The organism is Sinomonas sp. T428B, from assembly GCF_056780155.1.
Map to the genome: position 1 here is coordinate 2,758,113 of NZ_JBRAZR010000001.1, position 19,315 is coordinate 2,777,427.

General features: G+C 70.6%; 17 protein-coding genes. 6 read left to right on the forward strand and 11 right to left on the reverse strand.

All coding sequences use genetic code 11. From position 1 onward, the window contains the following. Window positions 1–39: 39 nt before the first annotated feature. From tsaB to ACUYMY_RS12760, 4 genes are all read right to left on the reverse strand, one after another. Entirely contained in the window at window positions 40–798 is a 759-nt protein-coding gene (gene tsaB / locus ACUYMY_RS12745) for a tRNA (adenosine(37)-N6)-threonylcarbamoyltransferase complex dimerization subunit type 1 TsaB (protein WP_481703911.1), read from the reverse strand. After that, the gene (gene tsaE, locus ACUYMY_RS12750) at window positions 795–1,529 is read right to left on the reverse strand and encodes a tRNA (adenosine(37)-N6)-threonylcarbamoyltransferase complex ATPase subunit type 1 TsaE (protein WP_481705058.1); all 735 of its coding nucleotides are present in this window, start codon (window positions 1,527–1,529) and stop codon (window positions 795–797) included. Before tsaE ends, tsaB begins: the two co-directional genes overlap by 4 nt. Before the next feature lie 17 nt (window positions 1,530–1,546). Next, the gene (gene alr, locus ACUYMY_RS12755; RefSeq protein ID WP_481703912.1) at window positions 1,547–2,725 is read right to left on the reverse strand and encodes an alanine racemase; all 1,179 of its coding nucleotides are present in this window, start codon (window positions 2,723–2,725) and stop codon (window positions 1,547–1,549) included. A 146-nt stretch (window positions 2,726–2,871) separates the two neighbouring features. Then, on the reverse strand, window positions 2,872–3,627 hold the full coding sequence (locus ACUYMY_RS12760; protein WP_481703913.1) for a nuclear transport factor 2 family protein: 756 nt from the start codon (window positions 3,625–3,627) through the stop codon (window positions 2,872–2,874). A 127-nt stretch (window positions 3,628–3,754) separates the two neighbouring features. On the opposite strand from ACUYMY_RS12760, the gene mshA reads away from it, so the two are divergent. The 3 genes from mshA to ACUYMY_RS12775 all read left to right on the forward strand — a co-directional run bounded on the left by mshA (window position 3,755) and on the right by ACUYMY_RS12775 (window position 7,902). Beyond that, entirely contained in the window at window positions 3,755–5,023 is a 1,269-nt protein-coding gene (mshA, locus tag ACUYMY_RS12765; RefSeq protein WP_481703914.1) for a D-inositol-3-phosphate glycosyltransferase, read from the forward strand. Between the two features lie 145 nt (window positions 5,024–5,168). Next, the gene (locus tag ACUYMY_RS12770) at window positions 5,169–6,878 is read left to right on the forward strand and encodes a formate--tetrahydrofolate ligase (RefSeq protein WP_481703915.1); all 1,710 of its coding nucleotides are present in this window, start codon (window positions 5,169–5,171) and stop codon (window positions 6,876–6,878) included. A 313-nt stretch (window positions 6,879–7,191) separates the two neighbouring features. Then, window positions 7,192–7,902, forward strand: a complete 711-nt coding sequence (locus ACUYMY_RS12775; RefSeq protein WP_481703916.1) for a response regulator transcription factor — start codon at window positions 7,192–7,194, stop codon at window positions 7,900–7,902. Here ACUYMY_RS12775 and ACUYMY_RS12780 read toward each other — a convergent pair. Continuing rightward, window positions 7,850–9,349: a sensor histidine kinase gene (locus ACUYMY_RS12780; protein ID WP_481703917.1), complete on the reverse strand. Its 1,500-nt coding sequence runs from the start codon at window positions 9,347–9,349 to the stop codon at window positions 7,850–7,852. The two genes, ACUYMY_RS12775 and ACUYMY_RS12780, sit on opposite strands and share 53 nt — an antisense overlap. A gap of 215 nt (window positions 9,350–9,564) precedes the next feature. Between ACUYMY_RS12780 and ACUYMY_RS12785 the strand changes: the two genes are divergently transcribed. Next, a complete protein-coding gene (locus ACUYMY_RS12785) occupies window positions 9,565–10,080 on the forward strand; it encodes a PepSY domain-containing protein (RefSeq protein ID WP_481703918.1) in 516 nt (171 codons plus the stop codon). 306 nt (window positions 10,081–10,386) lie between these two features. Here ACUYMY_RS12785 and ACUYMY_RS12790 read toward each other — a convergent pair whose 3' ends face one another. After that, window positions 10,387–11,472 (reverse strand): inositol-3-phosphate synthase, encoded by a 1,086-nt coding sequence (locus ACUYMY_RS12790; protein ID WP_481703919.1) that lies wholly within the window; start codon window positions 11,470–11,472, stop codon window positions 10,387–10,389. A 120-nt stretch (window positions 11,473–11,592) separates the two neighbouring features. Here ACUYMY_RS12790 and ACUYMY_RS12795 point away from each other — a divergent pair, with 120 nt between their 5' ends. After that, a complete protein-coding gene (locus ACUYMY_RS12795) occupies window positions 11,593–11,904 on the forward strand; it encodes a PLD nuclease N-terminal domain-containing protein (protein ID WP_481703920.1) in 312 nt (103 codons plus the stop codon). 97 nt (window positions 11,905–12,001) lie between these two features. Here ACUYMY_RS12795 and ACUYMY_RS12800 read toward each other — a convergent pair whose 3' ends face one another. From ACUYMY_RS12800 to ACUYMY_RS12810, 3 genes are all read right to left on the reverse strand, one after another. Beyond that, window positions 12,002–13,015 (reverse strand): aldo/keto reductase, encoded by a 1,014-nt coding sequence (locus ACUYMY_RS12800; RefSeq protein ID WP_481703921.1) that lies wholly within the window; start codon window positions 13,013–13,015, stop codon window positions 12,002–12,004. Between the two features lie 11 nt (window positions 13,016–13,026). Further along, window positions 13,027–13,929: a diacylglycerol/lipid kinase family protein gene (locus ACUYMY_RS12805; protein ID WP_481703922.1), complete on the reverse strand. Its 903-nt coding sequence runs from the start codon at window positions 13,927–13,929 to the stop codon at window positions 13,027–13,029. A gap of 78 nt (window positions 13,930–14,007) precedes the next feature. Beyond that, window positions 14,008–15,501, reverse strand: coding sequence for a CYTH and CHAD domain-containing protein (locus tag ACUYMY_RS12810; protein WP_481703923.1), 1,494 nt, complete (start codon window positions 15,499–15,501; stop codon window positions 14,008–14,010). Between the two features lie 142 nt (window positions 15,502–15,643). On the opposite strand from ACUYMY_RS12810, the gene ppk2 reads away from it, so the two are divergent. Next, window positions 15,644–16,579: a polyphosphate kinase 2 gene (gene ppk2 / locus ACUYMY_RS12815; protein ID WP_481703924.1), complete on the forward strand. Its 936-nt coding sequence runs from the start codon at window positions 15,644–15,646 to the stop codon at window positions 16,577–16,579. 94 nt (window positions 16,580–16,673) lie between these two features. On the opposite strand, the gene ACUYMY_RS12820 is transcribed toward ppk2, so the two are convergent. Next, window positions 16,674–17,159, reverse strand: coding sequence for an Hsp20/alpha crystallin family protein (locus ACUYMY_RS12820; RefSeq protein ID WP_481703925.1), 486 nt, complete (start codon window positions 17,157–17,159; stop codon window positions 16,674–16,676). A 152-nt stretch (window positions 17,160–17,311) separates the two neighbouring features. Then, complete coding sequence (locus ACUYMY_RS12825) at window positions 17,312–19,240, reverse strand: LVIVD repeat-containing protein (RefSeq protein ID WP_481703926.1); 1,929 nt, start codon at window positions 19,238–19,240, stop codon at window positions 17,312–17,314. Window positions 19,241–19,315 lie beyond the last annotated feature (75 nt).

A 19,315-nucleotide genomic window follows, 5' to 3' on the forward strand; every position in this document is an offset into this window, starting at 1 on the left:
CAATGCCGTCCGGCAGGCCGGGGCGCGCGGCCTCGCCGCTCACAGGGCGCGCTTCCGCGGGCCGGGGACCTGCGCGTCGGACTCGCGCAGGTAGAGGGGGGCCGTGCCCGCGAGCGGGAGGCCCGCGGCGATGCGAGCGGCGGCGACGAGGCCCAGCGACGCGGCGGTGGGCTGCGCGGCGTCGAATGCGCCGACCCGGCGCGCCCCCGCGCCCGCGAGCTGCTCGGGGTAGAGGCCCGCCCCGGCGCCGTAGACCGGGAGCGCGGGGAGTTCGCCCGGGGAGGTGACGTGCGGGCCGTCGCGCAGCACGCCGTCGCCCCCGTAGCGCGCCCAGTAGAGCTCCTTGCGGCGGGCGTCGGTCGCGACGACGAAGTCGCCGTCCGCTGCCCGGGCGGACGACGGCGTGGCCGCGCCGCCGGCGCCCGGGCCGCCGCCGGCGTCATCCGTGGACTCCGCGGCGAGGACGTCCCACGCGAGGGCGTCGAGGCTCATGACCCCGTGGAGCGGGACGTCCCACGCGAAGGCCAGGGCGCGGGCCGTCGCGATGCCCGAGCGCAGGCCCGTGAACGGGCCCGGGCCGATGCCCACGACGATGCGCTCGACGTCCCCGGGCCCGAGGTCCTGCTCCGCGAGCAGCGCGCGGATGCCCGGGGCGAGGACCTCGGCGTGCGACTTGGTGTCCTCGGTCGCGAACGAGGCGAGGACGGCCGCATCCTCAGCGGCGCCGTCCGTGGTCTCGTGGCAGCGGATGAGCGCCGCGGAGGCGATCGCGGACGTGTCGATGGCGAGGATGATCACTGGGCCTCCTCCTTCGTCGGGACGGCGTGGGCCCCCATCTCGGCGTCGTGGGCCCCCATCTCGGCGTCCTGGGACCCCATCTCGGCGTTACCAGACCCCATTTCGGCGTCGTGGGACCCCATCTCGGCGGGGGCGTGGAGGCCCGGGGCACCGACGCGCTCGACGGCGGGCCAGTGCACCTCGGGGTGCGCGGCCCAGCGGGGGCCGAAGGCGCGGATGACGATGAGGCGGGGCTCGTCGTCGTCCTCGGTGTCGAAGTCGAGGGGGCCGGTCCCGGCGGACGGCCCGGCGGCGGGAGCCCCGGCGCGGCGCAGCTCGATGTCGAGCCGGCTCTCGGCGAGGTGCTCGACCCGCCCGCGGCCCCACTCGACGACCGTCACGGCGGTGTCGGCCCAGTTCTCGAGGTCGAGGTCGTCGACCTCCCCGGCCCCGGCGAGCCGGTATGCGTCGACGTGCACGAGGTCCGGGCCGCCGGGCCGGGGGCCGTCGGGCAGGTTCGGGTGGATCCGCACGAGCACGAACGTCGGCGAGATGATCCCCGCCCGCACGCCGAGGCCCTCGCCGAGGCCCTGCGTGAAGGTCGTCTTGCCGGCGCCGAGCTCGCCCGTGAGCACGAGCAGGTCCCCGGCGCGGAGCACCCCCGCGAGGGCCGCGCCGAGCGCCTGGGTCTGCTCCGCCGTCGTGGGCGCGAAGGCGATCTCCCAGGCGGCGCCGCCGGGCGCCTCGGGCACGGGCCCGGGCCCGCCGCTCACGCGCCCTCCCCAATGTAGACGCGCGGGACGCGCGGGCTGATCCGCGTGACGATCTCGTAGTTGATGGTCCCGGCGGCGCGGGCCCAGTCGTCGGCGGTGGGGCCGCCGTCGTCCCCCGAGCCGAAGAGCACGGCCTCGGCGCCCGCGTATGCATCAACGTCCGCGCCGGGCCCGAGGTCCACGACGACCTGGTCCATCGCGACCCGCCCCACGACGGGGTAGGTCTCCCCCGCGATCCGCACGGGCCCGCCGCTCGAGGTGCGCGGAACGCCGTCGGCATAGCCGAGCGGCACGAGGCCGAGCGTCGAGGCGCCGCGGGTGCGGTAGAGCAGCCCGTAGCTCACGCCCTGGCGGTCGGGGACGCGCTTGGCCTGGGAGAGCGTGGCGCGGACGGTCATCGCGGGGCGCAGCCCGAGGTCCGCCGAGGACTGGTCCTCGAAGGGCGAGAGCCCGTAGACCGAGATGCCCGCGCGGACGAGGTCGAAGTGCGCGTCCGGCCGGGAGAAGATGGCGGGCGAGTTGGCGATGTGCCGCACCTCGAGGTCGCAGCCGGCGTCCTCGGCGAGCGCGACGGCCTCGCGGAACGCGTCGAGCTGGGTGTCCGTCTCGGGGCGGTCGGGCTCGTCCGCGACGGCGAGGTGGCTGAAGACGCCGACGACGCGCAGGAGCCCCTCGTCCTGGTACTCGACGGCCTCGCCCACGAGCGAGTCCCAGCGGTCCGGGGTCGCGCCGTTGCGGCCCAGGCCCGTGTCGATCTTGAGGTGCACCCGGGCGGGCCGCTCCTGCTCGCGCGCGGCCGCGACGATCCGCTCGAGCTCCCAGCCCGAGCAGCCGAGGTCGATCCCGGCCGCGACCGCCGCCGAGAAGTTGGAGTCCGGCGTGTGCAGCCACGCGAGCATCGGCGCGTCGATCCCGGCCGCGCGCAGGGCGAGGCCCTCGCTGATGTGCGCGACGCCGAGCCAGGACGCCCCCGCCTCGAGCGCGGCCCGCGCGACCGGCACGGCTCCGTGCCCGTAGCCGTCCGCCTTGACCACCGCCATGACCCGGGCCGGCTCCGCGACCTTCCGCAGCACGCCGACGTTGTGCCGGATCGCGTCGAGGTCGACGACGGCGGCGCGCTCGGGCAGGCGGGACGTGGGCACGCTGGAGGAGGTCGGGGTGGGTTCGGAAGTCACGCCCCGAGTCTACTCGCGGCGCACGACGGCGCCGGGCTGGCCCGGCGGGCGCCCTCCCAGCGTTGCGGGGTCACCTCCCAACGATGCGGGGTCACCTCCCTGCGTTGCGGGGTCACCTTCCTGCGATGCGGGGTCACCGGCGCGGCTCAGAACATCCCATTCCCGTGCGGGAGCTCCGCCGGGATCGGCTGGACCACGTCCCAGTGCTCCACGAGCTTGCCGTCCTTGAGGCGCCACAGGTCCCAGAAGGCCATGGGCCCGCCGAGGTCACCCTCCGAGACGGCGAGCACGAAGTTCCCCTGCCCCACGACGTGGTGCACCTTCCGGTACGCGAGCGTCTTGCCCGCCGCGGACAGGGCGGCGACGGCGGCGCCCAGCCCGTCGAGCCCGTCGGCGATGCCCGGGTTGTGCTGGTCGTACTGCTCCGCGGAGATGTAGTCAGCGAGCGCAGAGAAGTCCCCGCCCACCAGCACCTTCTCGAGGAAGTCCCGGACGCGCTCCTTGTTCTCCTCGGTCCGGTCGAGGTCCTCGATCGTCGTCGGCCCGTCGGTCTGCGAGCGACCGCTCACCGTCTGCCCGACGACCGGCGTCAGGGCATCCCAATGCTCGGCGTTCTTCCCGTCCACGACGCGCATGAGGTCGAAGGCCACGAGCGGGGCCGGGCCGAGGCCCGTATAGACGCCGTGCAGGGCCACGAAATCGCCGTCCTCGATGGTCCGGACGAGGTGGTAGTCAAAGCCCTCGCCCATCTGCCGCAGGGCCTGCTTGAGGCCCTCGCGGCCGTCCGGGGCGAGGGCCGAATGCTGGATGTAGTCCTCGGCCCAGTACTCGTCGACGGCGTCGATGTTCCGCTCGATGAAGGCCGCCCGGAAGCCGGCCTGCAGACGTTCAAGGTTGCTCATGGCATGCTCCTGCGGTGCGGTAGCGGTCCCCCGGCAGTCGGACGGAGTCAACCTACGCCCGCCTCCAGCGCCCGGACAAGACGTCACGACGCGCGGGGCCCTTAGCGCGGCACGTAGCCTTGGGAGGGTGCAGCACCTCGACCGCGTGGCGATGATCTCCCTCCACACGTCCCCCCTCGAGCAGCCCGGGGCCGGCGACGCCGGGGGCATGAATGTCTACGTGTCCCACCTTGCCCGGGCCCTCGCGGGGACCGGGCTGCAGGTCGACGTCTTCACCCGCGCGACAGATCCGGCGCAGCCGGACACCGTCGTGCTGGCCCCCGGGGCGCTCGTGCACCACGTCGAGGCCGGGCCGCGGCGGCGGCTCGCGAAGGAGCAGATGCCGCCGCTGGCGGCGGAGTTCGCTGCCGGGGTGCTGCGCCGCATCGCCGCCGCACAGGACGCGGGAGGCGAGCCGACCGGCGTCGTGCACTCGCACTACTGGGTCTCAGGAATGGCGGGCCTCGACGTCGCCGCGGAGCTCGGCGTCCCGCACGTGCACACGATGCACACGATGGCCCGGGTCAAGAACCTGCACCTGCCGGCGGGCGACACTCCCGAGCCGAGCAACCGCGAGCGCGGCGAGCAGCGGCTCGTGGACGCCTCGGCGCGGCTCACGGCCAACACCCCGGCGGAGCGGGACGAGCTCGTGCGGCATTACGACGCCGACGAGGACCTCGTCGACGTCGTCGCCCCCGGCGTGGACCTCTCCGTGTTCCGGCCGGCATTCCGGACCAGGTCCCGGGCCGAGCGGGGCGTGGGCGCGGACGAGTTCCACGTCCTCTTCGCCGGGCGGATCCAGCGGCTCAAGGGCCCGCACGTGCTCGTCGCCGCCGCGGGCGAGCTGCGCCGGCGGCGGCCGGACATCCCGCTGCGGGTGAGCATCGTCGGGGCGCCGAGCGGCTCGGCGGGCCTCGACCTGGACCTGCTCGCGGAGGCTGAAGGGCTCAACGGCGTCGTGCGGAGGCTCCCGCCGGTGCCGGCGCCGGAGCTGGCAGACTGGTTCCGGTCCGCGGACGTCGTCGCGATGCCGAGCGCGTCGGAGTCGTTCGGGCTCGTGGCCCTCGAGGCGCAGGCATGCGGGACCCCGGTCGTGGCCGCCCGGGTCGGCGGGCTCACGAGGGCCGTGTGCGACGGCCGGACGGGGTTCCTCGTCGACGGGCACGAGGCGGCAGACTGGGCGGCGGTGCTCGAGCAGCTCCACGACGACCCGGAGACGCGGCACGACCTCGGCGTCGCCGCCTCGATCTACGCCGAGCGGTTCGGCTGGGAGCAGACCGCCGCGGCGACGCGGACGGCGTACCGGGCAGCGATGCGCGAGCATGCCGCGCGCCTGGCCGCCGCGGCATCGCCCTGACCCCGCAACGCTGAGACCTGACCCCGCAACGCTGAGACCTGACCCCGCAACGCTGGGAGGTGACCCCGCAGCGTTGGGAGGTGACCCCGCGACGCGGGCGCGTGACCCCGCAGTGCTGGGAGGCGGTGGGGGGTAGGGTGGCGGCATGACCGCCACGGCAGCGACGCCCAGCGCCTCTCCCCCCAGCGATCTCGAGATCGCGCGGGCCGCCACCCTCCGCCCCATCGAGGAGATCGCCGCGGCCGCGGGGATCCCGGCCGACGCGCTCGAGCTCTACGGCCGCTACAAGGCCAAGGTCGACGTCGGCCGGCTGCCGGCTGCCGGCACGGAAAGCCCGCTCGGGCAGGTCGTGCTCGTCTCGGCCATCTCCCCGACCCCGGCGGGCGAGGGCAAGTCGACGCTCACGGTCGGGCTCGCGGACTCCCTCGCGAGGGCGGGCAAGCGCACGATGGTGGCCCTGCGCGAGCCGAGCCTCGGCCCGATCCTCGGCATGAAGGGCGGCGCGACGGGCGGCGGCCGCTCGCAGGTCCTGCCGATGGAGGACATCAACCTGCACTTCACGGGCGACTTCCACGCCATCACGGCCGCCAACAACGCGATGTGCGCGCTCGTGGACAACCACATCTTCCAGGGCAACGCCCTCGGGATCGACCCGCGGCGGATCGCCGTGAGGCGCGTCATGGACATGAACGACCGCACGCTGCGGGACATCGTCGTGGGCCTCGGCGGCCCGGCCCAGGGCGTCCCGCGCGAGGACGGCTTCGACATCACGGTGGCCTCCGAGGTGATGGCCGTCTTCTGCCTCGCGTCCTCGCTCCGGGACCTCAAGGACCGCCTCGGCAGGATCACGGTCGGCTACACGTACGCCCGCCGGCCCGTCACGGCCTGGGACGTCGGCGCGGCCGGCGTCATGGCGCTCCTGCTCAAGGACGCCATCAAGCCGAACCTCGTCCAGACCATCGCGGGCACGCCGGCCCTCGTCCACGGCGGGCCGTTCGCGAACATCGCCCACGGCTGCAACTCCGTCCTCGCGACGACGACGGCGCGCCGGCTCGCCGAGGTCGTCGTGACCGAGGCCGGCTTCGGCGCGGACCTGGGCGCCGAGAAGTTCATCGACATCAAGGCGCGGTCCGCGGACGTGGCGCCCTCCGCCGTCGTGCTCGTCGCGACGGTGCGCGCGCTCAAGATGCACGGCGGCGTGCCCAAGGACCGGCTCGGCACCCCGGACGAGGCCGCGCTCGGGCGCGGGCTCGCGAACCTGGCCCGGCACGTGGCCAACGTGCGCCGCTTCGGGCTCGAGCCGGTCGTGGCCGTCAACCGCTTCGCGGCGGATTCGGCGGGCGAGCTCGACGCCGTCGTGCGCTGGTGCGCCCAGGCCGGCGTGCGGGCCGCGGTCGCTGACGTGTGGGGCCGCGGGGGCGGGGGCGACGGCGGCGACGCCCTCGCGCGCGAGGTCCTCGCCGCGCTCGCGTCCCCCGGGCGGTGCCGGCAGCTGTACCCGCTCGAGGCGGGGATCGAGGAGAAGATCGGCACGATCGTGCGCGAGGTCTACGGCGGGGCCGGCGTCGTGTTCTCGGACCGCGCCCAGCGTCAGCTCGAGCAGATCCGCGAGAACGGCTGGGACGCCCTCCCGGTGTGCATGGCCAAGACGCAGTACTCGTTCAGCGACGACCCGACGAGGCTCGGCGCGCCGGAGGGCTTCACGGTGCACGTGCGGGAGCTGTGGGCGCGCACGGGGGCAGGGTTCGTCGTGGCGGTCACGGGGCAGATGATGACGATGCCGGGCCTGCCCGCCACGCCCGCGGCCCTGCGGATGGACGTCGACGACGAGGGCCGGGTCACGGGCCTCTTCTGAGGCTTGACCCTGATGGGAAAAGACCGAGGGAGCGCCCCCCAATCCATCGCGCGCTCCCTCGGCGGAGCCTTTGCACGACCCACGGATCAAGATACCTGTGCTCCCCAGCCGCGAAGAAACTGGGGACGTATTAAACCGGTTCACTAGGGCGTGTTGCTTGACCCTCCGAGGCCGATGCTGCAGTTGGCCTGGTGGAGGGCAACGGACGCCCGGTGGCGGAGCGGCGGCTGACGGAGAGCGACACGCACCCGCCTCTGGTGGAGTCCCAACGAGCTACGGATACTGTCCGTATCAACCGGGAGGCGCAGCCGTCATGAGGATCCTGATCGTCGACGACGAGAAAGTGCTTGCCGAAACGATTCGCCGCGGACTGCGCAATGAGGGGTTCGTCGTGGATCTGGCACACGACGGCGTCAGCGGTGCGAGGGCCGCGATCAAGAATCCCTATGATGTGATCCTCCTGGACCTGATGCTGCCCCTCAAGAATGGATACGACGTCCTGAAGGAAATCAGGGAACACCGGATTTGGACGCCGGTCCTGATGCTGACGGCAAAAGATGGTGAATATGACCAGACGGACGCATTCGATCTCGGGGCGGATGACTACCTCACCAAGCCCTTCAGCTTTCTGGTGCTGGTCGCTCGTATCCGGGCCCTCATGCGCCGCGGTGCGCCTGAGCGGCCGATGGTTCTCTCGGTCGGAACCTTGACCCTGGATTCCGTGAGCCGCAGTGTTCGCCGCGGCGATATCCCCATTGGGCTCACGGCCAAAGAATACGCGCTGCTGTACTACCTGGTGCGCAGGCACGAGCAGGTCGTTTCCAAGTCCGAAATCATCGAGAACGTCTGGGATTCCGCCTTCGAGGGAGGGGATAACGTCGTCGAGGTGTACATCGGCTACCTGCGGCGGAAAATCGATGCCCCCTTCGGGCTGCACACCCTGACAACTGTCCGGGGAATGGGGTACATGCTCAGCCCCGACCGCCCTTCCGCGTCTCTTCCCCCGGCCCCTGCAGCGGAGTGAGCCGCCGAAGCGGGGCTTTCTCGGCCGACTCCGCTTGAGCGGGGAATGCCAACTCGAACCGGGCGCTGCCGTCCGGAGCTTCCATCGAGCGGATCCGGCCCCCATGGGCGCTCATGATGGCTGCCGCGATGGCCAATCCCAGGCCGCTGCCACCGCTGTCGCGAGACCGGCTTTCGTCCAGCCGTACAAAGCGTTCAAAGATCCGCTCGCGTTCGGCAACCGGCACGGGCGGGCCATCGTTGTCGATGGTGAGCACGACGCCGTCGAGCGAGTTGCGCAGTTGGATGCTGATCCGAGACTGGGCGTAACGCTCCGCGTTGTCCAGGACGTTCCTGACTGCCTGGCCGATGCGCCGGACGTCGCCTGTGATCCGGGCCGGTTCAAGACTGGCCTCGATCTCATGTTTGCTGGTGGAGCGCAGACGGCGGACCTCGTCATTCAGGACGTCATCAAGATCCACATCTGCCAGGTCGAGATGCAGGCCCCCGTCATTGGTCCTTGCCAGGGTTAGCAGGTCCTCGACCAGGTAGCGCATGCGCGCCGTTTCCCCGGCGAGGACCTCCTTCATCTCCTCCCACGTGGCCCCGGACGGATCAGCGGCCGCGATTTCCAGTCCGGCTCCGAGCGTCGCCAAAGGGCTGCGTAGTTCGTGGCTTGCGTCAGAGACGAAGCGTCGCTGTTCGAGGTCCGAAGCCTGTAGCCGGTCCAGCATCATGTTCATCGTCAGTGCCAGGGCCTGGAGCTCGTCGGACGTCTGAGGCACCTCGACACGGCCGTTCAGGCTCCTGGCGTTAATGCCCGCGACTTGGCTGCGGATCCGCTCGACCTGGCGCAGCGACCGTCCGACGAGCATCCAGACCCCGACGCCGACCCCTGCCAGCAACAGTGGTGCGGCCCCAAGGATGAACCACGCCACCGTGGCGACCGTGTCGGACTGCACTCGCACCGAGGCGCCTACAGCGACGGTGTAGACCTTCTCGTCCTCTCCGACTCCCGTGGCAACGACGTACAGCTCATCGTTGAACAGGCCCTTCAGCCCGGAAACGCGCTCGGAAAGGGTTTGCTTCGCTTCTGGGCGCAGCGTCGTGATCGGCGTCGCGGCCGTGGCAGGAACGGACGCGGCGAAGACCGATCCGTCAGGATCCAATATCTGGATGTACTGGCCTGGGCGGGCCGCAGACGTGACGTATTGCCGCGCTTCATCAAGATCCTGTTCTGCGATGTGGGCAATCACGTCCTCGGCCTGCAGCCGTGTCAGAGTTTCAGTAGATGCCACCAGAGCGTTCTGAAGCAGCAGCAGGAGGATCAGTCCGCCCACGATGAGCGCGGCCGCCACAAAGGCGACTGCCGTGGCCGTGGCCCGCTTGCGCACGCCCCAGCGGCGAGTGCGCACTTTTCCCGAATGCGGAGGCTTTCCGGAATGCGGAGGCTGCTTGGCGGCACCCATGCACCAAGGATGCGTCCCCGAGCCCGCCTGAAACACCCCTCGCCGAGGGTGCATGGGAGCGCCTGGACTGCATCGGCGGTCCGGCTGTGGGTTGACTGAGGCATGCTGTGCTCTGGCTGAGATTCGTCGAGCCGATTTTGAGGGCAGAGAAGCTTCGAGAGCACACTGGATGGACACCATAAGAATCTGCTCGGGTCACAAAACAGGAGACTGTCATGGGCAGGAAGACCCTTTTGATCACCGGCATTACCGCAGCAGCGGCCGCCATGAGCGGAGCGTCCGTTGCGGCGGCCAGCAGCACTCCGGTCGATGATCAGCCTTTGAGCGGAACCGCTCTGCAGCGGGCCAGCGATGCGGCCATAGCCCGAACCGGTCCGGGCGCCGTCACAAGCGCACAGACTGACAATGACGGGAACACTTCTTATGAGGTGAACGTGCAGCTGGACAGCGGCAGCCGAGTTGAGGTGGAGCTTGATGGCTCGTTCCAGGTGGTCACGGTGGAGGGCCAGGACGGCGACTCAGGACAGCCGTTGAGCGCCGCCGATCGGGACAGGGCAGGACAAGCAGCGCTGGCGAAGGTCGGTCAGGGCAGGATTGGCGAAGTGGAACGCGAGAGCGAAGGCGGCTCCGCATATGAGGTGGAGATCATTCTTCCAGACGGCTCCGAAGTTGACGTTGAACTGGGAGCAGATTTCCAGGTCCTGCGCACAGGAGCGCCTGAGCGGGACTGATCGACCGGCCAGGGCCTCGGCAAAGTGCCCAGCAGAAAGCCGTGAGGTGAGGAAAATGGCATGGATTCATTTCCTGGTCCTGGTAATCGACACCGGTGTCATGAGCGTGGGATTGCTGCTCGGGCCTGAGGCCGCGGGTGCGGCCTTCTTGGTGACCTCAATAGGACTCGGGGCGTACACGGCCAGCGCGCGCCGAGCGGCAACGAAAACTGATGGCAGCCGCCTACTGGCCCACAACGACGGCGGGCGCACGACGGCGGGTTGGGAACCCGCCGTCGTGCGCCCGCCTGAAGGGATGCGTGCCGGTCAGCGCTCGCGCTCGCCCCGGATGAAGGCCTCGACGTCGGCGCGGGCCACGTCGTCGGCCTTCTGCTCCGGCGGGGACTTCATGAAGTAGGCGCTCGGGGAGGTGAGCGGGCCGCCGATGCCGCGGTCGAGGCCGATCTTCGCCGCGCGGATCGCGTCGATGATCACGCCCGCGGAGTTGGGCGAGTCCCACACCTCGAGCTTGTACTCGAGCGAGACGGGGGCGTCGCCGAAGTTGCGGCCCTCGAGGCGCACGAAGGCCCACTTGCGGTCGTCGAGCCACTGGACGTAGTCGGACGGGCCGATGTGCACGTCGCGGTCGGCGAGCTCGGCCTCGACGTTGGAGGTCACGGCCTGGGTCTTGGAGACCTTCTTGGACTCGAGGCGGTCGCGCTCGAGCATGTTCTTGAAGTCCATGTTGCCGCCGACGTTGAGCTGGTACGTCCGGTCGACGGTCACGCCGCGGTCCTCGAAGAGCTTCGCGAGGACGCGGTGGGTGATGGTCGCGCCGATCTGGCTCTTGATGTCGTCGCCGACGATCGGCACGCCCGCGGCGCGGAACTTCTCGGCCCACTCCGGAGTGCTCGCGATGAAGACGGGCAGGGCGTTGACGAACGCGACGCCGGCGTCGATCGCGCACTGGGCGTAGAACTTCGCGGCCTCGTCGCTTCCGACGGGGAGGTAGCACACGAGCACGTCGGCCTGGGCCTCGCGGAGGGCGGCGACGACGTCGACCGGCTCGAGGACCGACTCCTCGATGGTCTCGCGGTAGTAGCGGCCGAGGCCGTCGAGGGTGTGGCCGCGCTGGACGGTGACGCCCGTCGGCGGGACCTCGGCGATGGAGATCGTGTTGTTCTCGCTCGAGACGATCGCCTCGGCGAGGTCGAAGCCGACCTTCTTTCCGTCGACGTCGAACGCGGCGACGAACTCGATGTCGCCCACGTGGTACTCGCCGAACTCGACGTGCATGAGACCAGGGACCGTGTCAGCCGGGTCGGCGTTGCGGTAGTACTGGACGCCCTGCACGAGGGAGGCGGCGCAGTTGCCCACGCCGACGATGGCGACTCGGATCTTCTTCTCTGACACGTGACTCCTTGAGTAGATCGGTCCCCCGGCCGGGCTGCGGGTGCGCGCCGGAGAGCATCGTCCATCCTACCCGGCGTGGGCCCTTCCCTGACCTGTGCAGCGCCTGCCTAGACTGGCCGCATGGGACGCAGAAAGAAGAAGTGGAGTGAACTCAGCGGCGGCCAGCGGTTCGGCGTCGTGCTCGGGGCCGCGGTCCAGATGACGCTGCAGGGCCTCGCCCTGCGTGACCTGGCCAAGCGGCCCGCGGACCAGGTCAACGGCCCGAAGGGCGCGTGGGCACTGGGGACGCTCATGAACGGGCTCGGCCCGATCGCATACTTCCTCCTCGGGCGCAAGCGCATCCCCGGCGAGGTGATGAAGGGCACCGGGACGAAGGCCTCGACGTCTGGCCTGCACACTGCGGTGGGCGTCGGGCTCGGCAAGAAGCTCTGATATATTACGCCGAAACCTCTGATATATGACGCTCGCGGCGGGCGCTGGCACACGACGCCGGCGCCCCCGTCCGCGTGCTCGTCGCCTTCGCGAGGGGTCACCCCGCGACGACGGCCTCGATCCGGCCCAGCTCGTCGTCGCTGAAGTCCAGGTTCTCGAGCGAGCCGAGGCAGTCCTCAAGCTGGCGGACGGAGGACGCCCCGATGAGCGCGCTCGTGACCGGCGCGGCGCCGTTGGGCCGCGGCCGGAGGGTCCACGCGATGGCCATCTGCGCGAGGGACTGCCCGCGCGACTCCGCCACCTCGTTGAGGTCGCGGATGAGGGTGAGCCTGTCCGCAGTGATCGAGGCGGACTTGAGGAAGTGCTCCTTGGTGGCCCTGGAGCCCTCCGGGATGCCCTGGAGGTAGCGGTCGGTCAGGAGGCCCTGCTCGAGCGGGCTGAACACGATCGAGCCCGCGCCGACCTTGTCGAGCGCCTCGTAGAGGTCCGGGGTGCCCTGCTCTGTCCAGCGGTCCAGGATCGAGTAGCGGGGCTGGTGGATGAGCAGCGGCGTGCCGAGGTCCGCCAGGATGCGGGCGGCCTCGAGGGTGTCCTCGGGCGAGTAGGACGAGATGCCCGCGTAGAGCGCCCGGCCCGAGCGCACCGCGAAGTCGAGCGCGCCCATGGTCTCCTCGAGCGGCGTCTCGGGGTCGAAGCGGTGCGAGTAGAAGATGTCCACGTACTCGAGGCCCATGCGCTTGAGCGAGGCGTCGAGGCTCGAGATGAGGTACTTGCGCGAGCCCCACTCGCCGTAGGGGCCCTCCCACATGTGGTAGCCGGCCTTGGTCGAGATGACGAGCTCATCCCGGTGCGGGCGGAAGTCGTCGCGCAGGTGCCGGCCGAAGTTCGCCTCGGCGCTCCCGGCGGGCGGGCCGTAGTTGTTCGCGAGGTCGAAGTGGGTCACGCCCAGGTCGAAGGCCCTGCGCAGGATGTCCCGCTGGATCTCGAAGGGCTTGTCGTCGCCGAAGTTGTGCCAGAGGCCCAGGGAGATGGCTGGGAGCTTGAGCCCGCTGCGGCCCACGCGGCGGTACTGCATCGTTTCATAGCGGTCAGCTGCTGCGATGTACGTCACAGGGGTCGATCCTATGCCCGTTCGGGGATGCGGACCGTCAGCGCCCCCGGGTCGACACGGAAGGCCAGTCGCCTGCCCATGCCGAGGTGCTCGCCGTCGAGCTGGACGTCGTGCGGGGTCGAGGAGGCGACCCGGACGGTCCGGCCGGTGAAGTGCCCGAGGTCAGGGGGGTTGTGGCGGCGGACGCGGCTCAGGAGCGCTGTCGCGACGCGGAACCAGCCGAGCGCCCCGCGCGGCGCGACGGCGAGCACGTCGAGGATCCCGTCGTCGATCTTCGCGCCCGGGAAGACCTCGACATCGCCCTGGATCTTCCCGCAGTTGCCCACCATGACGCCGCGCTGGCGCCGCTCGAGCGCGAGCCTGCCGTCGACGTCGACCCTGATCCGGTAGGCGTCCCCCACGATGCTCTGCGCGGCGGAGACGACATAGGCGAGCCAGCCCGCCCTGGCCTTGAGGTCGTCGTTGGTCCTGGCCATGACCGTCGCGTCGAGGCCCATGCCCGCCATGACGACCCACGCGAGCTCATGCCCCTCGTCGATCCGCGCCCAGGCGACGTCGATGCGCCGCTCGCGGGGGCCGAACGCGGCCGCGAGTGCCGCCGGCATGTCGTCGATGGGGATCTCCAGGTTCCGCGCGAGCAGGTTGCCCGTGCCGAGGGGCACGACGCCGACCGGCACGCCCGTGCCTGCCAGCTCGCCCGCCACGGCGCGCACCGTCCCATCGCCTCCGCCCACGACGACGAGCCCGGCCCTGGACGCGACCCCCTCGCGGGCCATCCCGCCCCCGGGGTCCTCGACCGTGGTCTCGAGGATGATCGGCTCGGCCCCGAACTCGGAGCAGCGCGCCCTGAAGGCCTCCACGAGGGCCTCGACCCCGTCCTTGATCGGGTTGACCACGAGTGCGCAGCGTTCCATGCTCGTATACCCCTTCCGCTCAACGGCGTTGACGGACACGTTACCCAACCACGGCGCGGACGACGCGGGGCGGCTGGGTCAGCCGCCGAGGGCCGGGGGCAGCTTCCTGCGGAGCCTGTAGAACTCGGCCTCCGTCTCCCGGGCGAGCTGGGTCTCGCGCGCATGGAGGCGGCCGTAGGTGAAGGCGTTCTCCCCGCGGGCGTGCGCCTCGGTCGCGAGGCGGCGCAGGAGCTCGGCGGTGACGATGCTGTCCTGGTGCTCGCCGAGCACCTGCTGGATCCTGTGCGCGCGCTTCTCGAGCTTCGCGGCCTTGCCCGCCCCGAAGGCGGCGGCGGATTCGGCCGCGTAGCGGAGCCTCTTGGCGGCCTTCCGTGCCTCGTGCAGGCGCACATCGGCGTCGTCGGTGCCCCGGGCCTCGGCGGCGGTGCGGATCGCCTCGCGCAGCCTCTTGGCGTCCCGCTTGGTGAGCTTGCGGGGGGTGGGCCGCTTCCCCTTCGGGCCGGCGTCCTCGGCCAGGTCCCCGATGAGGGCCTCGATGCCGTCCAGGAGAGCGAAGTAGCGCTGCGATCTCAGTGCCTCGGCCACGCCGGCCGTGGCCGCGTGGTGCTCGGCGCCGAGGTCCTCTGCGATGGCCTGCGACACGGGCCCGAGGACGAGCTCCCCCGGCTCTTCCCGGACCATCTCGGCGAGGCGTTCACGCATGACCTCGGCGTCCCGGGCCCGGCCGAGGACCTGGCCGAGCCATTTGAGCTCGTCCCGGAGGGCCTTGCCGCGCTCCTTGCCCACGGCCTTGCGGTAGGTGGACAGGGCCGAGCGCAGCCGCCGGGACGCGACCCGCATCTGGTGGACGGAGTCCGGGGCGTCCTCACGCACGAGGGGGTCCAGGTCGAGCAGAATGTCGGCCTGCTCCTGGGCGTAGTCCAGGAAGGCGGAGACGGTCCTGTTCATCGGCCTGCGGCGCCCGCCGTCGAGATCGGACAGGGCGGGGCCGAGCGTCCGGGAGAGGTGACCGAGCCCGTCGTCGGGCCTGGCCCTCGCGAAGGCCTTCGCCAGCTCCTCGCCCAACCCGTCCGGACCGTCGGCAACCTCGATCCGCCACTCCCGCCAGGATTCCGCAGAGCCTTCCGCGCCGAGGGGCTCGCCGCTGAGGTGGTCGTCGCTGACCTCCGCCACGACGCGGCCGGCGCCGTCGAGCAGGGGGGAAGTCCGCCGATTGATGGTCACCCGGGCGACGGGATGCACCGCCCTGCCGCGCAGGTGGGCCTGCGCCGCCTCGGCCAGCGCCGCGGGCGGATCCTCCCCCGCGCCCAGGGGCTCGTGCCGCGACCCCTGCCCGACGTCGTCGGCCGTCTCCAGATGCCAGCCCTCGTCGGCGCTCCCGGTGCGCCGGCAGAGGGCGATTCCCCTGCGCGCCAGGCGCAGATCCTCGGTGTCGAAGTACTCGTCGAGCACGAGCGCCTCGGCCGTCTCGCCGATTCCCGCCACACCCGGCAGCGCCTGCAGCGCCGGGAACCTGTCCGCCGGGGACGCGTCGACGACGGCGGCGACGCCCGCTTCCAGTGCCTTGGCCATGACGCATTCTAGGAGCCTCCAGACAGGGGACCGCCACCCCTGCCGGGCACGTTTTCAGAACACCTCCACGAGCAGGCGTGGCCTGCGCCCGCGTGGGCTACACTGCGGCAACGCTCCGACGCCGCTTCGAAAGGATCCGCCAATGGCAGAGGGTGGGAGGCACGAGTCGGTCGAGCAGCGGTGGTGGGTCCGGGAGAACCTGCGGGAGGCCATTGACCGCCTGGTCGACGAGGGCTATACCGTGCGCGGCGGGCAGGGCGAAGACCCGGAGCTCATCGACCCGGGCGGATCCGCCGTGGAGACGTGGCGGGAGGACTTCCCCTACGAGGACCGGATGACGCGCGAGGAGTACGACCTGGAGAAGTACCGGCTCCAGGTCGAGCTGCTGAAGTTCCAGTACTGGGCCCAGGACAACGGCCAGAGGCACGTCATCGTGTTCGAGGGCCGCGACGCCGCGGGGAAGGGCGGGACGATCAAGCGGTTCACCGAGCACCTGAACCCGCGCTCGGCCAGGGCGGTGGCACTGGGCAAGCCGTCGGACCGTGAGCTGGGCCAGTGGTACTTCCAGCGGTACGTCCAGCACCTTCCCACTGCCGGGGAGATCGTGATGTTCGACCGGTCCTGGTACAACCGGGCCAACGTCGAACGGGTCATGGGCTTCTGCACCGAGCAGGAGTACGAGACCTTCATGGGGCAGGCCCCGGAGTTCGAGAGGATGCTCGTGGACTCCGGCATCCACCTGACCAAGTTCTGGTTCTCGGTCACCAGGCTCGAGCAGCGCACCCGGTTCGCGATCCGGCAGATCGATCCGGTGCGGCGGTGGAAGCTCTCGCCGATGGACCTGGCCTCCCTGGACCGCTGGGAGGACTACACGCGGGCGAAGGAGGCGACGTTCCTGCGCACCGACACCGACCATGCGCCCTGGATCACCGTCAAGTCCAACGACAAGAAGCGGGCACGGCTCAACGCCATGCGCCACTTCCTGAGCCAGATCGAGTACGACGGAAAGGACCCGGACGTGGCCTGCGCTCCGGACCCGCTCATCGTCCAGCGGGCACGCCACACGAGCGGCGACTGACTCGGCGTCGCCCGTCGCCTTCTCAGACAGCCGACGGCCGGCCCCATGAGGGGGCCGGCCATCGAGGGATCCGACCTGGACGGTGGGCAGCCGGTCAGGCTCCGACCTGCCGCTGGCCCTCCTGGCGCTCGCCGAGATCCTTGGGCGCCTTGTCGCGGCCCATCTCGACCTGCATGTTCTCGACGTCGGTCCTGACCTCGATCTTGCGCGGCTTGGCCCGCTCGTGCACGGGGATGGTCACCGCGAGCACGCCGTTGTTGTACGTCGCGGAGATGCTCTCCGTGTCGATGCCCTGGCCGAGGGTGAGCTGGCGCAGGAACGCACCGCCCTCGCGCTCCCGGGCGAGCCACTTGACGCCCTCGTGCCCGCGCAGGGTGCGCACGGCACGGATGGTCAGCAGCTGGCCGTCCACGTCGATGTCGACGGACCCGGGGTCGATGCCGGGCAGGTCGGCGTTGAGGATGTAGTGGTCGTTCTCGAAGTAGAGGTCGATCGGCATGAGCCGGGGCCCGCTGTTGCGCTGGCCAAATAGGGCTCCGGTCAGGCGGTCGAACTCACGAATCGGGTCAAAATCAGCCATGAGGAATCACTCCTTCCTCGCCCCATCGGGGGGTGTTCACTCCTTGTCTGTCGGGTCGGGATCTCTCCCGACGGCAATGTTTTAGCACTCTCACCCCGAGAGTGCCAAGACCCTCCCGCCCCCTGATCAGGGGTCGCGAGGGCCCTCCCCCGTCACGGATCCACGAAGATCCAGAGGCCGCTGTCGCGGTCGCTGCCGAGGATGTACGTCCGGCCGTCCTCGCCGATGAAGGTCTCCACGCCCCAGAAGTCGTTGCCGTGCTGGTCCAGGTAGCCGCCGACCTCGACGAGCTCGCATGTGGCGGTGTCGGCTGGGTTGGAACACTGGATCTGCACGGCGCGGAGCCCGCCAGAGTAGTACGAGAGGTAGGCCAGCGAAGGATCCTGCGGATCGACGGCAACCTCGTGGACGCTCAGGTCCCCATACTTGAGGGCGAAGTCCGGATCGTGGGCCTCGGGGATGGCGAACGTGTCGAGCTCCTGGAGGGTCTTGGCGTCGAACAGGTGGACGTAGCCCCAGCCGTCGAAGATCGAGCCGACCTCGATGCTCTCGCCGACCGTGCCGATGGCCAGGTTCTCGGGATAGGTCCACGGGCCCCCGACCGGGGCGAGCGCGAAGAGCTTGTGGAACGCCTCGTGGGTGGTGCACACGGCCACGATCGCATCGACGAAGGCACCCGAGCCGCAGAAGGGCTGACCACCGGCGGCCTCCCCGGCGTGGTGGTTGACGAACAGCACGGCGTCCCACCCCGCCTGGGCGGCCACATGCGCCTTCTCGCCCGGGAAGCACGCATCCTCGGGCGCGCTCGGATCGCCCACGGGCCCGCGCTGGAGCACGAGGATCTTCTCCTCGCCCGGCTGCAGGCTCTCCACGTAGCCCGAGATGCTCCCCGGCGTCGGCACCGGCGCGGAGGCCGGGCAGCCGTAGCCGCCGTACACGGCGGGCCCGTTGAGCGTCAGGTCGCCCAGGACCGCCGGCGGCTGGCCGCCGGGGACCACGACCGAGCCGTACTCTCCCGCGAACTCGCCCGTGGTGATCTGGAGTGGCCCCGTCCTGTAGGGCGCGAAGTCCTCGTCCGTGCCGATGAAGAAGCGGTTGTCGATGGTGAATTCGGCCTGGTGGGCGTTGCCCTCAGGGGTCAGCGAGACTCCCCGAGCCTCGAAGAGCTGAGGGTCGAGGGCGGCGAAGTCGGTGTCGCCGAGGAAGACGGCGTTGGCGGGATCGGTGACGTCCAGAAGGACGTACCCGCCGTCCCAGTACGAGAGCAGCATGATGAAGCGGCCCTCGATCTGCTTGACGACCATGTCGTGGAGGAAGGAGTCCGTCAGGCCGAGTTCCGGTTGGGCGACGTTGAAGTCGTTGAGGTTGTACTCGGCGGCGAGGCGCGGCCGGTGGGGGTTGGTGATGTCGAGGATGTCCACGTCCGGGAATTCGAGGTTGTCCGTCATCACGACGTACGCGCGCTCCCCCGCGTCCCACGCGAAGGCGCTGTGGATCTCATGAGTGTCACGTGCCCCGGGCTCGCGGTCGCCGAAGTGCTCGGAGAGCTTCTTCGGGTCCCGCGGATCGGTGACGTCCCAGAGGGAGACGCCGCCCTTGGCGTTCTTGCCGCACGGCTCGTTGTTCATGACGAGGATCTCGCCGCTGAAGCTTCCGGTGGTCACCTCGATGACCTGCATGCCCTCACCGGGGCGGGTGTCCTGATGGGACGGGATGAAGCCGATCTGCCGGGCGGCCTCCCGCGGATCCCGGTCGACGCCGGAGATGTCCACGATGTACGCGCCCGCGTCCGGGCTGGTCCGCCCGCCGGTCTCCGGGCCGGCGCAGTCCGGCTCGCCCCAGTTGGCGAGGAAGGCGGTGTTGCCGTCCGGCGAGACGGCCACGTCCGCGATGAGGTCGGGCGTGTTGGTCACGTCGACCTTGTCGACGAAATCGACTTTCCCGAATTCCCCGGCACCGATCAGGTGCCCCTCGTCCATCCCGTGCTGGCCGTCCGGGTGGGCGGCCGCGCCGGGGACTCCGAACAGCGAGAGTGCCACGGCGCTGGCGGCGGCGGCAATTAAAGACCCACGTCGATGCATGGTTGCCCCTAGGCTCAGAGTGAGTTGTCGATTCCCCCGACAGCACACGGTAGGACCGCCACACGCCAAGATCTA